Annotated in this window: 13 protein-coding genes; 7 read left to right on the top strand and 6 right to left on the bottom strand. The window is 71.2% G+C overall.

What is annotated here, in order from left to right; genetic code table 11:
* The first annotated feature begins 142 nt into the window (after positions 1 to 142).
* From IE295_RS12765 to IE295_RS12775, 3 genes are all read left to right on the top strand, one after another.
* On the top strand, positions 143 to 1,366 hold the full coding sequence (locus IE295_RS12765; protein WP_190063709.1) for an MFS transporter: 1,224 nt from the start codon (positions 143 to 145) through the stop codon (positions 1,364 to 1,366).
* Positions 1,367 to 1,521: 155 nt separating this feature from the next.
* Entirely contained in the window at positions 1,522 to 2,160 is a 639-nt protein-coding gene (locus tag IE295_RS12770; protein WP_190063710.1) for an HAD family hydrolase, read from the top strand.
* A 159-nt stretch (positions 2,161 to 2,319) separates the two neighbouring features.
* Positions 2,320 to 3,645 carry a globin domain-containing protein gene (locus tag IE295_RS12775; RefSeq protein WP_190063711.1) on the top strand — a complete coding sequence of 442 codons (1,326 nt, stop codon included), beginning with the start codon at positions 2,320 to 2,322 and terminating at the stop codon, positions 3,643 to 3,645.
* 26 nt (positions 3,646 to 3,671) lie between these two features.
* Here the strand turns inward: IE295_RS12775 and IE295_RS12780 are convergent, their stop codons facing one another.
* The 3 genes from IE295_RS12780 to IE295_RS12790 all read right to left on the bottom strand — a co-directional run bounded on the left by IE295_RS12780 (position 3,672) and on the right by IE295_RS12790 (position 5,701).
* The gene (locus IE295_RS12780; RefSeq protein ID WP_190063712.1) at positions 3,672 to 4,169 is read right to left on the bottom strand and encodes an NUDIX hydrolase; all 498 of its coding nucleotides are present in this window, start codon (positions 4,167 to 4,169) and stop codon (positions 3,672 to 3,674) included.
* Positions 4,170 to 4,210: 41 nt separating this feature from the next.
* On the bottom strand, positions 4,211 to 5,107 hold the full coding sequence (locus IE295_RS12785; RefSeq protein ID WP_190063713.1) for a LysR family transcriptional regulator: 897 nt from the start codon (positions 5,105 to 5,107) through the stop codon (positions 4,211 to 4,213).
* Between the two features lie 213 nt (positions 5,108 to 5,320).
* Positions 5,321 to 5,701, bottom strand: a complete 381-nt coding sequence (locus IE295_RS12790) for a phage holin family protein (protein WP_190063714.1) — start codon at positions 5,699 to 5,701, stop codon at positions 5,321 to 5,323.
* Between the two features lie 104 nt (positions 5,702 to 5,805).
* Between IE295_RS12790 and IE295_RS12795 the strand changes: the two genes are divergently transcribed.
* The 3 genes from IE295_RS12795 to IE295_RS12805 all read left to right on the top strand — a co-directional run bounded on the left by IE295_RS12795 (position 5,806) and on the right by IE295_RS12805 (position 7,438).
* Positions 5,806 to 6,123: a cupin domain-containing protein gene (locus tag IE295_RS12795; protein WP_190063715.1), complete on the top strand. Its 318-nt coding sequence runs from the start codon at positions 5,806 to 5,808 to the stop codon at positions 6,121 to 6,123.
* Between the two features lie 219 nt (positions 6,124 to 6,342).
* A complete protein-coding gene (locus IE295_RS12800) occupies positions 6,343 to 6,561 on the top strand; it encodes a DUF5326 family protein (protein WP_190063716.1) in 219 nt (72 codons plus the stop codon).
* Between the two features lie 430 nt (positions 6,562 to 6,991).
* The gene (locus tag IE295_RS12805) at positions 6,992 to 7,438 is read left to right on the top strand and encodes an SsgA family sporulation/cell division regulator (protein ID WP_086573811.1); all 447 of its coding nucleotides are present in this window, start codon (positions 6,992 to 6,994) and stop codon (positions 7,436 to 7,438) included.
* A gap of 602 nt (positions 7,439 to 8,040) precedes the next feature.
* Here IE295_RS12805 and IE295_RS12810 read toward each other — a convergent pair.
* Complete coding sequence (locus tag IE295_RS12810) at positions 8,041 to 9,348, bottom strand: YibE/F family protein (protein WP_190063717.1); 1,308 nt, start codon at positions 9,346 to 9,348, stop codon at positions 8,041 to 8,043.
* Between the two features lie 193 nt (positions 9,349 to 9,541).
* Between IE295_RS12810 and thiC the strand changes: the two genes are divergently transcribed.
* Positions 9,542 to 11,314, top strand: a complete 1,773-nt coding sequence (thiC, locus tag IE295_RS12815; RefSeq protein ID WP_190063718.1) for a phosphomethylpyrimidine synthase ThiC — start codon at positions 9,542 to 9,544, stop codon at positions 11,312 to 11,314.
* 36 nt (positions 11,315 to 11,350) lie between these two features.
* On the opposite strand, the gene IE295_RS12820 is transcribed toward thiC, so the two are convergent.
* Both IE295_RS12820 and IE295_RS12825 read right to left on the bottom strand, forming a co-directional pair.
* On the bottom strand, positions 11,351 to 12,238 hold the full coding sequence (locus IE295_RS12820; protein WP_190063719.1) for a hypothetical protein: 888 nt from the start codon (positions 12,236 to 12,238) through the stop codon (positions 11,351 to 11,353).
* A gap of 180 nt (positions 12,239 to 12,418) precedes the next feature.
* Entirely contained in the window at positions 12,419 to 13,537 is a 1,119-nt protein-coding gene (locus tag IE295_RS12825; protein WP_190063942.1) for a metallophosphoesterase family protein, read from the bottom strand.
* Positions 13,538 to 13,821 lie beyond the last annotated feature (284 nt).

Genomic DNA, 13,821 nt, shown 5'->3' on the forward strand with positions numbered 1-13,821 from the left:
TCGCTCCCGACCAGCGTATCCCCCTCCCGCAATAGCCCGCGCTTGCAAGTAAAAGCGTCTGCAATTATTGTGGAGGCCGGTAAAAGTCTGCCGCAAAGACTTGGCGCACCGACCCGACCCCTCCACGAAGGACCCCTCCGTCATGCCACTCGCCCTGCTGGCGCTCGCCATCGGCGCCTTCGGAATCGGCACCACCGAGTTCGTCACCTCGGGCCTGCTCCCCGAGATCGCGGAGGAGTTCGGCGTCTCGATCCCCACCGCCGGCCTGCTGACCACCGGCTACGCGCTCGGTGTCGTCGTCGGGGCGCCGATCCTGGCCATCCTCGGGGGCCGGATACCGCGCAAGACGATGCTGATGGCCCTCATGGGCCTGTTCGTCGCGGGCAACGCCCTCTCCGCCGTCGCCCCGGTCTTCTCCGTGATGCTCGCCGGACGGATCGTCGCGTCGCTCGCGCACGGAGCGTTCTTCGGCATCGGGGCGATCGTCGCCGCCGGGCTCGTCGCCCCGCAGAAGAAGGCGGGCGCGATAGCGATGATGTTCACGGGGCTGACCGTCTCCACAGTGGTCGGTGTGCCGATGGGCACCCTGGTCGGTCAGAACGTGGGCTGGCGCGTCACGTTCCTGATCATCGCCGGGCTCGGTGTCCTCGCCGTCCTGGGCATCGCCGCCCTCGTGCCCCCGCAGCCCCGGCCCGAGCGCACGCGGCTCAGCGGCGAGACGGCGGCCTTCCGCAACCCCCAGGTCCTGCTCGCCATGGCGATGACGGTCCTCGGCTTCGGCGGCGTCTTCACCATGAGCACCTACCTCGCCCCGATGATGACCGACGTCGCCGGCTACGCCCCCTCGTCCGTCACCTGGCTGCTCGTCCTGTTCGGCCTGGGCATGCTCGTCGGCAATCTGGTGGGAGGCCGGTACGCCGACCGCGCGCTGATGCCCATGCTCTACATCGCCCTCGGCGGACTGGCGGTCCTGCTCGCCCTGCTCCCGTTCACCGCGCACGACAAGATCGCGGCCGCCATCACCATCCCGCTCATCGGCGCCTTCGGCTTCGCGACCGTGCCCCCGCTGCAGAAGCGGGTGCTCGACCAGACCGCCGACGCCCCCACCCTCGCCTCCGCCGTCAACATCGGCGCCTTCAACCTGGGCAACGCCATAGCGGCCTGGCTCGGCGGGCTCGTGATATCCGCCGGCTTCGGCTACACCGCCCCCAACTGGGTCGGCGCCGCCATGGCCGCCTCCGCGCTGCTCCTGGCCCTGCTCTCCGCCTCGCTCGAGCGGCGCACGACGGCTCCCTCCGCCGGGCGCGTGGTCGCCTCGGGGGTCCCCGCGGCCGCCGAGCGGGAGGCCGCGCCGGCCGCCCGCTGAGCGGCGGGGCCGGTCGGGGGCCGCTCGCCGCCCGGTGGCTGGTGGCCGGCGGCCAGCGGCCGACCGGTCACCGCTGGCCGGCTGGCCGGTCGCGGTCCGGGCCGGGGGCCGGGGCGTACGTCCTTGCGGCGGGAGTGCGCCTACGCTCGGTCGTCATGAGCAGATTGCACTTGTTCGACCTCGACGGGACGCTGATCCACGGATCGGCGGCCGCGGTCGAGATCTCCCGGCAACTCGGGCTGGAGACGGAGATCGGCGAGCTGGAGCGGGCGTTCGCGGCCGGGGAACTGACGCCGCCCCGGTTCGCCCAACTGGCGGTGGAGCTCTGGGGGGAGCTGACCGAGCCCCAGGTGGCCGCGGCCTTCGAGGGCGCGCCCTGGCTGGCGGGCATCCGGGACGTCTGGCGGGAGATACGGGCGCGGGGCGAGCGGTGCGCGGTGATCTCGCTGTCGCCGGGGTTCTTCGTCGAACGCCTGCTGGACTGGGGAGCGGACGCGGCCCATGGCTCGCGGTGGCCCGCCGTGCCGTTCCGCGACCCGGTGGACCCGGCGGGCATCCTCGACGCCTCGGCGAAGGTCCGGATCGCCGACGAGCTGTGCGAGCGCTACGGCCTGGGCCGCGCCGACTGCGTGGCGTACGGCGACTCCATGTCGGACGCCCGGCTGTTCGCGGTGGTGCCGGTGTCGGTGGCCGTCAACGCCGACCACCACGTGCGGGACATCGCCTCGCACGCCTACGGCGGGCGGGACCTCAGGGAGGCCTACGCCCTGGTGGCGGACGCGCCCCGGGCGTAGCGCCCCGCATGCTTACCGGCGGGCCGGAAAGGGGCGCAGCCTATCCCCAACCGGGGGAGCGGCGCGGCGACTTCCGGCAAACCTGCCGGGCGACGGGCAAGGGGGTGGAATGCTGCGCGTGCTGGAACACCGAGATGTTCGAGGCGAGGCGACGCGACCATGAACGCTCCGACCACCCCCTCGGCCGACGGCCGCACCACCGGCGACGCGGGTGAGCGGGGCTGGTTCACCCGGCCGGGCGCCCAGGAGGGGCCGCCTCGGTTACCGGAGGGGGCCGCGCCCCCGTTCATGAGCGGGGGCGCCGACGGCCGGCGCCCCGCGCCCGGCTCCGCCCCCGCCGCCGCGCCCCCGGTCGGGCCGTCGCCCGACGCCCTGCTGATCCGCCGCACGCTGGCCGAGATCGAACCGGTCGCCGACAAGGCCGTCTCGTACTTCTACGCGCTGCTGTTCCTGCGCCACCCCGGCCTGCGGGCCCTCTTCCCCGCCGCCATGGACACCCAGCGCGACCGGCTCTTCAGGGCCCTGCTCACCGCCGCCCGGCACGTCGACGACACCGCCACGCTCACCGAGTACCTCGGCCAACTCGGCCGCGGTCACCGCAAGTACGGCACCGAGTCCGCCCACTACCCCGCCGTCGGCGAATGCCTGATCGGGGCGCTCTCCCACTACGCGCGGGACAGCTGGAACGCGGACGCCGAGGCCGCCTGGGTCCGGGCGTACACCGCGATCTCACAGATCATGATCGACGCGGCGGTCGAGGACGCGCGGACGTCCCCGCCCTGGTGGCAGGCCGAGATCGTCTCGCACGAGTCGCGCACGCCGGACATCGCCGTCGTGACCGTACGGCCCGACCGGCCCTACCCCTTCCGCGCCGGCCAGTACACGAGCCTGGAGACCCCGTGGTGGCCGCGCGTCTGGCGGAACTACTCCTTCTCCTGCGCGCCCCGCCCCGACGGTCTGCTGTCCTTCCACGTCAAGGCCGTCCCGGCCGGCTGGGTCTCCCGTGCGCTGGTGCACCGGGCCCGACCCGGCGACGTCATCCGCCTGGGGCCGCCCACGGGCTCGATGACCGTTGACCACGGCAGCGACAACGGCCTCCTCTGCCTGGGCGGCGGCACCGGCATCGCCCCCATCAAGGCCCTGGTCGAGGACGTCGCGCGGCACGGCCGCAGCCGTCCCGTGGACGTCTTCTACGGCGCCCGCCACAACGACGACCTCTACGACATCGACACCATGCTCAGACTGCAGAAGTCGCACCGCTGGCTCATGGTCCGCCCGGTGATCTCCGACGGCCCGACCCTCGGCCTGAGCGGGCAACTGCCCCAGGTCGTCCGCAAGTACGGGCCGTGGAACGCCTACGACGCGTATCTCTCCGGCCCGCCCGGCATGATCCGCAGTGGTGTGGACACCCTGGTCGGCATCGGCATGCCCGCCGACCGCATACGGCACGACTCGCTCGACGAGCTGACGGCGTCCGCGACGTAGGGCCGCCGCCCGGCGCCGGCCCGCCGTCAGCCCAGGTCGGCGGCGAGCAGGGCGCGCACGCCCTCGATGTTGGCGTGGAGGAAGGCGCGCAGCGACGGAGGCACCACCTCCACCGAGTCGATGCCCGCCCGGGTGAAGGGGATGCGGACGACCTCGTACGTGCCGAGGGGCTCGTCCACCTCGGGGCCGTGGCGGCGCGAGAGGTCCATGGACGCCAGCCGGCAGACGAAGAAGTGCTGCACCTTCACGCCGTGGGCGGCGTGGTGGAGGGAGTGCGAGACGGTGTCGACGAAGGCGGGGACCACGTCGACGACCTTCGCCCCGAGCTCTTCGTCCACCTCCCGGTGGAGGGCGGCGACGACGGTCGGGTCCTCGGGCTCGACGCCTCCGCCGGGGGTGATCCAGTACGGGGCCTCGCCGGGCTTGGTGCGTTTGATGAGGATCATGTCGAGCGCGTCGGAGCCGGGCTCGCCGTCGAGCAGGATGGCGCGGGCGGTGCGTTTGACCACTGGCCGTTCGGTCATAGGGGACATCTGCCGCACGGTCCCCTCCGCGAAACCCTTTCTCACCAGGAAACGGCAGCGCGCAACAGCCACTCGTGCGCCCTGGCCAGGTGCGGGTGGGCCAGGGTGCCGGCCCGGACGACCAGGAAGTAGGTGCGCAGCGGGGGCACCGGCGGGTCGAGGAGGGCGACGATCTCGCCGCTGTCGAGGGCGTCGCCGCACAGGTAGCGCGGCAGCACGCCGATGCCGGCCCCGGCCGCGACGCAGGACAGGACGGCGCGCAGGTCGGGGGCGATGACGGCACCCGCGGCGGTGGGCTTGGCGTCGAAGACGGCGGCCCAGTAGCGGGAGACGAACGGCAGGCTCTCGTGGACCTCGACGACGGGCAGGTCCTCCAGGGCGCGGACGCCCTTGTCGCGCACGACGGCGGCGCCGCCCAGGCGGGCCGCCCAGCGGGGGCCGGCGACCAGGACGTGCTCCTCGTCGCAGAGCGGGGTGGCGGACAGCAGCCGTCCGCGCGGCCGGGAGGTGGTGACGACGAGGTCGTGGTGGCCCGCGCCCAGGCCCTCGAAGAGGTCCTCGGCCATGCCGTGGGCGGCGCGCACGGTCAGCCCCTGGACGATGAGGGGGGTGAGCGCGGGCAGCGCGCGCAGGGCGGTGAACTCGGGGGGACCGGCCAGGTGCAGCGTGCGGTTGGCCCGCTGCTCGTCGAGGTCGGCCTCGGCGATCTCCAGCAGGGCGTCGACATGCGGTGCGATCTTGTGGGCGAGTTCGTCGCCGATGGTGGTGGGCCGCACACCACGGGCCTGGCGCAGGAAGAGCGGGCGGCCCAGCTGTCGTTCCAGGGTCCTGATCTGGCTGGTGACGGCGGGCTGGGAGAGGCCGAGCAGGGCGGCGGCGCGGGTGAAGGAGCCGGCCCGGTGCACCGTGACGAATGTGCGTAAAAGGGCCAGATCCATGCTGTCTCCCCTTGTTCGCCACCATCGGCCGTAGGGGAACTATAAATAAGTCGATAGGTCTGTGTCGCTAGCGTGATTGGACACTGACGCAGAGTCAACTAGCCTGGGTCGCGCGGTTCTTCACGCGTGGAGCCGCGACGGCTCGAGCCAAGAGGGGGGAGGCTCGAGCCGTCCTTCTGCCGTGGCCCCGCGGGCGCCGGGGACGAACGGTCGTCAGTCGTTCTCGTCCGGCAGGATCATGTGCATCGCCCAGGCCACGACGGAGATGATCACGCCGCCGACCAGGGCGGGCCAGAAGCCGCCCACGTGGAAGGCCAGGTCCAGCCGGTCCGCGAGCCACGAGGTCAGCAGCAGCATCAGCGCGTTGATGACCAGCGTGATCAGGCCGAGGGTGACGATGAAGAGCGGGAAGGACAGCAGCTTCACCACCGGCTTGACGATGAAGTTGACCGCGCCGAAGACGAGCGCGACGAGGAAGAGCGTGACCACCTTGCGGGCGGTGTTCTCGCCGGACAGGGTGATGCCCTTGAGCAGCCAGATGGCTACCGCCAGGGCCGCCGCGTTGGCGATCGTCTTGACTACGAAATTCTTCATGGTGAGATCGTTGCAGACGAGCGCGGTCGATGAAGATCGGCTCGAAGGGCGCGGCCGCCGGGGCGACCGGCGCGGCGATCGGTACGGCGAGGGATGGACCACGCATGAAAGCGTTCCGGCTGGATGAGCTCGAGGCCGAGCGGGTCGCCAACGAAGGCGCCTACCTGCAGTTCCTGCGCGAGCGGAACATGTCCGTCGGGCTGTACGCGCTGAACGCCGGCGACGCCGACCCCCAGGCGCCGCACGCCCAGGACGAGGTGTACGTGGTCATGAGCGGCCGGGCATCGGTCACGGTCGGGGAGGAGACCACGACGGTGGGGCGCGGCAGCGTGGTGTACGTACCGGCCGGGGTGGTCCACCGCTTCCACCACATCAGCGAGGATCTGAGGGTCCTGGTGGTCTTCTCTCCGCCTGAGAGCTGAGCCGGTCCCCCGGGATCCCGTAGGGGGCGGCTCAGGGGAGGACGGGGGCTGCGCGGGCCCCGCCGGAAGGTCCTGCCGCCCTAGCATCGAATGCAGGCCGGGGCATTCCGCTCCGGGCGGCCGGAGAGTCTTGCCGCGGCATTCGCCGGGGAAGTCCGACCGGCCGTGATGTGACGATGCCGCGTGAAATCACGCGCGAAGCGGAGAGCAGGGATCGACATGGCCGAGAAGGGGATATTCGACGGGATGCCGTGGTGGGTGAAGTGGATCGCCGTGCCGGTCCTCGTCCTGCTGGTGTTCGGCAGCCTGATCATGAGCGTGCTCGGCTTTGTCATCAGCCTGCTCTTCAAGGCGCTGCTGCTGGTCGCTCTCGTCGGTGGCCTGATCTTCGTCGTCAAGAAGTTCACGTCGTCCTCGTCGTCGAAGGGCGACTGGTAGGGGCCGGCCAATCCGGGCGTGACGTGCCGCCCGGAACGTCCCCACCGGCAGACGGCGTCGCCCACGCCACCGTCCGGTGTCCGCTCGGTCAACTCAACGAAGCGGAAGGCGGGGAGTTATCTCTCCCGTCAACTTCTCTCCGTCAACGTGAACGCGAAGCCCGGGGGCGTAAACGGTAATCCGTGCGCCCTCGGGCCACTTTGGCCAGTTCTCGGCTGTTCCGTGCCAGCAAATCCCCCGGTTACGACTCCATGCAGTAGTCGAGTCGCTACGCTCCAGAGTCGGCGAGCTCGTATGCTCACCCTCGGTCTCCATGAGTAACTGGAAAATCACTCCTTGTGATCCACGGGGCGTTCTTGTCAGACTATGGCGTCATTGGGGCCATCAGGCTTCAATCCCTGCCAAACCGACGAAGACGGGGCATTGGGCGATGCGCGACACAGTTCAGGCAGAAGTGGTCATGACGTTCCTCGTCTCCGAGGAGCTGTCGTTCCGGATCCCGGTGGAGCTGGGCTACGACAGCAGCGATCCGTACGCGGTGAAGTTCACCTTCCACCTTCCCGGCGACGCCCCGGTGACCTGGGCCTTCGCCCGGGAGTTGCTGCTCGACGGGCTGAGCCAGCCGTCCGGCGAGGGCGATGTGCACATCGCCCCCGCCTCCTCCCAGCACCTGTCGGATGTCTTCATCCGGCTGCAAGTGGGTGGGGAAGGCGCGCTGTTCCGTGCCGGTGCGGCGCCGCTGGTGGCCTTCCTCGACCGCACCGACCGCGTGGCCCCCCTGGGGGAGGAGCGCACGGTCGCCGACTTCGACTACGAGCTCGCCGCGGCGCTGGACAGCATCCTCGCCGGCAATCCCGAGGGTCAGAACGCCGGTTAACGGGCCGCCCGGCCCGGCAAGCCGCCGTCCCCCCGGACCGGCACCCGCCCGGCGCGTGGTGCCCCTCCCCGTGGCGCGGTCACCGCAGTCCGGACCGACGGACCGCCGCCGCTTCCCCCGCCGCTGCCTTCCTCCGCAGTGGTTTTGTCGACACTGTCACCTTTCGCACCGATGTCCGGCCTGTCGGCCGTGTCCATGGTCGCGAACAACTGCCGTGCCAGACCCAGACCCGTCCCTCCCATGGTCAGCGCCCTCGCGAAGCGGCCGGACATGCCGTCGGCCCCGTACAGCAGCACCATGCGGTCCCCGTTCCCCACGCCTGAGCTCCGGCCCGGACGATCTCCGGCCGCCGCTCGGCCAGTTGCCGCGCGACGACCGTGCCCCGGGTTCCTCCGCCGGCGCCGTCGCGCACGCCGTGAGCACCTCGGTCTCCGCCAGACCCTTGGCCTGAGCTGCCGCCGCCCCGGCCCTCACCCGTCGTACGGGTGGCCGCCGCGGCGGCGGCGATGCCGCGCGCGCGGTGGCTCCGGCCCCAAGCCCATCCCCTGCCGGGGCCGTTGATCACGAAGCGCCCCGGATCAGCCGGAGGCGCCCCCCGGGGGTCACTTCGCGCGGCGCCGCCTGCCTCCGCGCGACCTTCCCCTCCCCTTGCCCGCGGTGTGCCGGTCGGCACTGACAACGAGCGCCGCCAGCACGGTCGTCACCGGGACCGACGCCACCAGCCCGATGCTGCCGACCAGCGTGCGGACGATCTCCTCCGCGACGATCTCGCTGGTCGCCACCGCGCTCACCCCGCTGTCCGCGATCGAGAACAGCAACAGCAGCGGCAGGGAGGCGCCCGCGTACGCCAGGACCAGCGTGTTCACCACGGAGGCGATGTGGTCGCGTCCGATGCGCATCGCCGAGCCGTAGAGTTTGCGCCAATTGGCGCCCGGGTCGGCCTCCTTCAGCTCCCACACCGCCGACGTCTGGGTGACCGTGACGTCATCCAGCACGCCCAGCGAGCCGATGATGATGCCGGCCAGCAGCAGGCCGCGGATCTCGATCTCCGGATAGAGCCCGTGCACCAGACCCGTCTGGTCGTCGGTGTTGCCCGTCAGATGCGCCCAGTCGATGAAGAACGATCCCAGCAGGCCGATGATCAGCAGGGACGTCAGCGTCCCCAGCACGGCAACGGACGTACGGGCGTTGAGCCCATGGCACATGTAGAGCGCGATCAGCATGATCGCGCTGCCGCCCACCACCGCGACCAGCAGGGGATCGGAGCCCTGCAGGATGGCCGGGAGGATGAACATCGTCAGCACGCCGAAGCTGATCACCAGCGCCACCAGCGCGAAGATGCCGCGCAGCCGGCCCACCGCCACGACCGCCAGGGCGAAGATGCCCGCGAGCACGGCCATCGGCAGTGTCCGGTTCACATCGGTGACCGAATAGCGAAGCGCCTCCGGCGCCTTCGGGGCGTAGGCGAGGACGACCTCCTGGCCCACGTCGTAGCGGCGCGAGGCGTCCGGCTGCACCATCTCCGTGAAGGTGCGGCCCTTGTCCTTGCCCGAGGTCACCTCGATCTCGGTCTTCTCGCACTTGCCCTTGGTGGGAGGAGGCGCTCCCTGTTGCTGCTGTGACGGAGGCGGCTGAACGCCGGCCTTCGGGCAGTCGAGCTCCTCGATCTTCACGACCCGGCCCGACTCGGTCTGCTGGTCGAGGCCCAGTCCCGTGTGCGGGTGCGGTGGGGCGCCGCCCGGCCACAGGACGATCAGACCGGTCACGACCGCGGCCGCGAACGGGACGAGAACGGCGGCGATCACCTTGCGCAGATGGGCCGAAACGGGGGTCGCGGGGCCATGGCTGTGCGAGTGGCTGTGCGCATGGCCGTGCGAGTGACGTTGGGGGGGATGGCTGGTGCTGGTCACCGGGGCATCATCGCAAGCCCCACTGGTCCTCCTCGCCGGAGAGGCGCTAGCGTGGTGTCACCTTTGCAATCGCGGGAGCTCGGAGCACCGGGCTGAGAGGGCGCTGAAGTCCGTACGAAGGATGTACGGAAGCCGCTGCGCCGACCGCCGAACCTGTTACCGGGTAATGCCGGCGTAGGGAGTTACTGGTCTCATGACCTCGCAGGATGCACGCATGTCTGCCGACGGGTCCGCCGCGCGGATCGGCTGGCACAAGGACTATGTGACGGGTTCGCGGCCGGACCTGCGGGTTCCGGTGCGACGGGTGCACCTCACCAACGGGCAGGACGTACGGCTGTACGACACCTCCGGCCCGTACACCGACCCGGCGATCGAGACGGACGTCCGCCGCGGCCTGACGCCGCTGCGGGAGAACTGGATCATCGGTCGCGGCGACACGGAGGAGTACGCCGGGCGCCCCATGCGCCCGGAGGACGACGGCATCAAGCACATCTCGCCGCGCGGGGGCCTGAAGAACCTCGACGCGGTCTTCCCCGGCCGCCCGCGCCTGCCCCGCCGGGGCCGGGACGGCGCCGCGGTGACCCAGCTGGCGTACGCCCGGCGCGGTGAGATCACCGCGGAGATGGAGTACGTCGCGCTGCGCGAGAACGTCTCCGCCGAGACCGTCCGGGAGGAGATCGCGGCCGGCCGTGCCGTGCTCCCGGCGAACGTCAACCACCCGGAGATCGAGCCGATGATCATCGGCAAGCGGTTCCTGGTGAAGGTGAACGCCAACATCGGCAACTCCGCCGTCACCTCCTCCATCGAGGAGGAGGTGGAGAAGATGACCTGGGCCACCCGCTGGGGCGCCGACACGGTCATGGACCTCTCCACCGGCCGCAACATCCACACCACCCGCGAGTGGGTGCTGCGCAACTCCCCCGTCCCCATCGGCACCGTGCCCCTCTACCAGGCCCTGGAGAAGGTCGACGGCAAGGCCGAGGAGCTGACCTGGGAGATCTACAAGGACACGGTCATCGAACAGGCCGAGCAGGGCGTGGACTACATGACCGTGCACGCGGGCGTGCTGCTGCCGTACGTGCCGCTGACCGCGCGCCGCAAGACCGGCATCGTCTCGCGCGGCGGTTCGATCATGGCCGCCTGGTGCCTGGCGCACCACAAGGAGAACTTCCTCTACACCAACTTCGAGGAGCTCTGCGAGATCCTCGCCGCCTACGACGTGACGTACTCGCTCGGCGACGGGCTGCGCCCCGGTTCGATCGCGGACGCCAACGACGCGGCGCAGTTCGCCGAGCTGAAGACCCTGGGCGAGCTCAACACCATCGCCAAGCGGCACAACGTGCAGACGATGATCGAGGGCCCGGGTCACGTCCCGATGCACAAGATCAAGGAGAACATCGACCTCCAGCAGGAGATCTGCGAGGAGGCGCCGTTCTACACGCTCGGCCCGCTCACCACGGACGTCGCACCCGCGTACGACCACATCACGTCCGGCATCGGCGCGGCGATGATCGCCTGGTGGGGCACGGCGATGCTCTGCTACGTCACGCCCAAGGAGCACCTCGGCCTGCCGGACCGCGACGACGTGAAGACCGGCGTCATCACGTACAAGATCGCGGCCCATGCGGCGGACCTGGCCAAGGGGCACCCGGGCGCCCAGGAGTGGGACGACGCGCTGTCCGACGCCCGCTTCGAGTTCCGCTGGGAGGACCAGTTCAACCTGGCCCTCGACCCGGACACCGCACGCGCCTTCCACGACGAGACGCTGCCGGCGGAGCCGGCGAAGACGGCGCACTTCTGCTCGATGTGCGGACCGAAGTTCTGCTCGATGAAGATCTCGCAGGACATCCGGCGCGAGCACGGCGGCGACCTCGCGGTCGACGCCGAGGCCGCGGCCGGAATGGAACAGAAGTCCAAGGAGTTCGCGGCCTCGGGCAACCGCGTTTATCTGCCGATCGCTGAGTAACAGGACGCAGGAAAGACCGCCGGCCGGATCGCCGGGCTAGTCGGCCCGGTGGTCCGGCCCTGTGGCGTCCGGGCCGGCGCGGTCCGGGCCGGGGCGGGCGGCGCGCGTGGGGGCGGAGGGAGTGCTGTCGGGGCTGGAGAAGCCGGGGCGGGAGTAACCGAGGTGGGGCGTCCGGCTGGGTCCGGTGGGCTTCCTCGGGTTACGGGGACGGCGGGGCGCCGGGGGCGCCTTGGCCAGTGCCTCCCGGAGGAAGGGCAGCACGCCCCGCTCGAGCAGCGCCTGCCGCCACGCGTCGCGGGCCCGCTCGGCCTCCTCGGCGAGGTGGTCGCGCGGCGGGGCCTCGTCCTCGCGCCGGCCGTTGCGCAGGGCGGTGCGCAGCATGCCGGACATCGCGACGAGCACTCCGGCGACGGTGAAGGCGCCGAACCACCAGCCGATCGAGATCATGGGGCGGGCTACGGACTCGCCCTCCCCGACGGTTCGCATGACATATCCGATGAGAAGAAAAAGGAACGCGGCGATCCCGGCGAGGACCGGGGCCAGCACGGCGAGGACGGCGCCGGCGCCCGCGCCCTGGCCCTCGGGGACGTCGGCGGACGAGTCGGCGGGGGCGAGCGGGGCGCCGTGGCCGCTCTCGCCGGGGTGACCGATTCCGGCACCGGCCGGCTGTGGCTGGGCGGCCGACGAGCGCGTGCGCACTTCCTCCCGGGCGGCGAGGAGGTGCTCGTATTCCGCCATCGCACAGGCGGAGATGGCGGTCATGGCGCTCATCGCCATGGCGCGCAGCTGTTCGGTATTGAGCCGCTGTCCCATCGCGGCGGCGAGTTCCGGGTCATGGTTCGCGGTACGCAGCGCCTGGTCGAGAACCCGCTCGAATTCCGGGCGGTCCTCGGCCAGCAGGTGCGGAACGCTGTTCATGTGCATCCCCCGATGCTCCGTAGGGCCTGGTGCCGGCTTGTACCGGGCAGTGGGCGGAAACGGAGGAGAGCCTGCTACGGATAAGCCGATGGTAGAGCCGCACCGGCGCGGGGTGACAGCTGGTTTCCCGAATTACCCCGAGCCGGTGGAACTCCACACTTGCCCGTGCACCGGCCGGCCGAACCCTCAGCCCGCCAGCGGAAGTTGCACCACCAGCAGTTTTCCGGCCATCGTGACCCCGCCGTCCATGGCGAGGGCGAGCCCGTCGGCATACAGATGGGGTCCCTCGACCAGCGGAGTGCCGTCCTCGCCGTCGGCGTCCTCGGTACCGACCTCGCCCAGGAGGTAGGGGATGGGGCTGTGGCCGTGGACGATGCGGCTGCCGCCGTAGGTCTGCAGCAGCTCCCGCACGGCCACGGGCCCCGCGTCCTCGTCGCGGAAGGCGAACCGCTTGGTGAACTTGCGGAACAGGTCCCAGACCTCGTCGGGGTCGTTGCGCTGCAGGGCCTCGGTGATCGCGTCGTTGACGTCCTCGATGGAGTCGCCGAACTCCAGGTAGGCGGTGGTGTCGGAGTGCACCAGCAGGTGCCCGTCCTCCTCGGCGATCGCGTCGAGGCGGGACATCCACTGCAGGTGGTGGTCCTCCAGGCGCTCCATGTCGGTGCGCTGGCCGCCGTTGAGCAGCCAGGCGGCCTGGAAGGAGGCGGTGCCGGCCCCGGAGTTCACGGGGGTGTCGGCGAACCGCTTGGCGCCGATGAGCAGCAGCTCGTGGTTGCCCATGAGGGCCTTGCAGTAGCCGCCGGCGGCAGCGGCCTCGGCGGACAGCCGCATGACCAGGTCGATCACGCCGACGCCGTCCGGGCCCCGGTCGGTGAAGTCGCCGAGGAACCACAGCCGGGCGTTGCCCGCGGCCCAGTGGCCGTGGGCGTCGATGAGGCCCTGGGCGGCGAGCGCCTCGTAGAGCTCGTCCAGGTAGCCGTGCACGTCGCCGACCACGTACAGCGGGCCGCGGCCGACGGGGGCGGCCTGGTGCTGCTGCGGCTGCTGCTGCGGCTGGGGCGGAGCGATGGGCGTCAGCTCGACGGTGGGCACGTCCTGCGGCACGCGCGCACCGATCACCGGCAGGTCGCGGGCGGTCGGGGTGTAGCCGGGGGGGTATTCCGGATATTCCGGCGCGGGCGGGGCGGTGTGCGCGTAGCCCGGCACGGGACCGGGCGCGGCGTACCCGGGGAAGGGCGCCATCGCCGCCGTGGTCCGTGCCGCAGGTCCCTGCCCGGCCCCCTGAGTCATCGACCCCTCCACCATCGCGCCGCCGTGCACCTTGTGGACCTTGCCTGGTCGATGGCGGTCCGTGGTGTCGTGCGCCCATCATAGGAATGACCGTCGCGGCTTGTGACGCACCAGGGGCCGTGAATCGGGGCAGGAGACCGGGATCGCCGGTCATTTCTCCCCAAATGAGCCGTTAAATGAGCCGTTCGCGCCGGTCAGCAGCGTGCCGGGGCGGCTCCCCCGGTCCTCGGCCGACGTGCCCGTGCGCCGGATGCGGGTCCACTTCCGGTTGACGCGGGTCGGGCCGTGGAGCGTTCGCC

The sequence above is a fragment of the Streptomyces griseocarneus genome, assembly GCF_014655595.1.
In the GTDB taxonomy this organism is placed as follows: Bacteria; Actinomycetota; Actinomycetes; order Streptomycetales; family Streptomycetaceae; genus Streptomyces; species Streptomyces griseocarneus.

Coding starts and splice junctions, on each gene's coding strand:
- IE295_RS12765 (WP_190063709.1), top strand. CDS start 143: ATGCCACTCGCCCTGCTGGCGCTCGCCATCGGCGCCTTCGGAATCGGC.
- IE295_RS12770 (WP_190063710.1), top strand. CDS start 1,522: ATGAGCAGATTGCACTTGTTCGACCTCGACGGGACGCTGATCCACGGA.
- IE295_RS12775 (WP_190063711.1), top strand. CDS start 2,320: ATGAACGCTCCGACCACCCCCTCGGCCGACGGCCGCACCACCGGCGAC.
- IE295_RS12780 (WP_190063712.1), bottom strand. CDS start 4,169: ATGACCGAACGGCCAGTGGTCAAACGCACCGCCCGCGCCATCCTGCTC.
- IE295_RS12785 (WP_190063713.1), bottom strand. CDS start 5,107: ATGGATCTGGCCCTTTTACGCACATTCGTCACGGTGCACCGGGCCGGC.
- IE295_RS12790 (WP_190063714.1), bottom strand. CDS start 5,701: ATGAAGAATTTCGTAGTCAAGACGATCGCCAACGCGGCGGCCCTGGCG.
- IE295_RS12795 (WP_190063715.1), top strand. CDS start 5,806: ATGAAAGCGTTCCGGCTGGATGAGCTCGAGGCCGAGCGGGTCGCCAAC.
- IE295_RS12800 (WP_190063716.1), top strand. CDS start 6,343: ATGGCCGAGAAGGGGATATTCGACGGGATGCCGTGGTGGGTGAAGTGG.
- IE295_RS12805 (WP_086573811.1), top strand. CDS start 6,992: ATGCGCGACACAGTTCAGGCAGAAGTGGTCATGACGTTCCTCGTCTCC.
- thiC (WP_190063718.1), top strand. CDS start 9,542: ATGACCTCGCAGGATGCACGCATGTCTGCCGACGGGTCCGCCGCGCGG.
- IE295_RS12820 (WP_190063719.1), bottom strand. CDS start 12,238: ATGCACATGAACAGCGTTCCGCACCTGCTGGCCGAGGACCGCCCGGAA.
- IE295_RS12825 (WP_190063942.1), bottom strand. CDS start 13,537: ATGGTGGAGGGGTCGATGACTCAGGGGGCCGGGCAGGGACCTGCGGCA.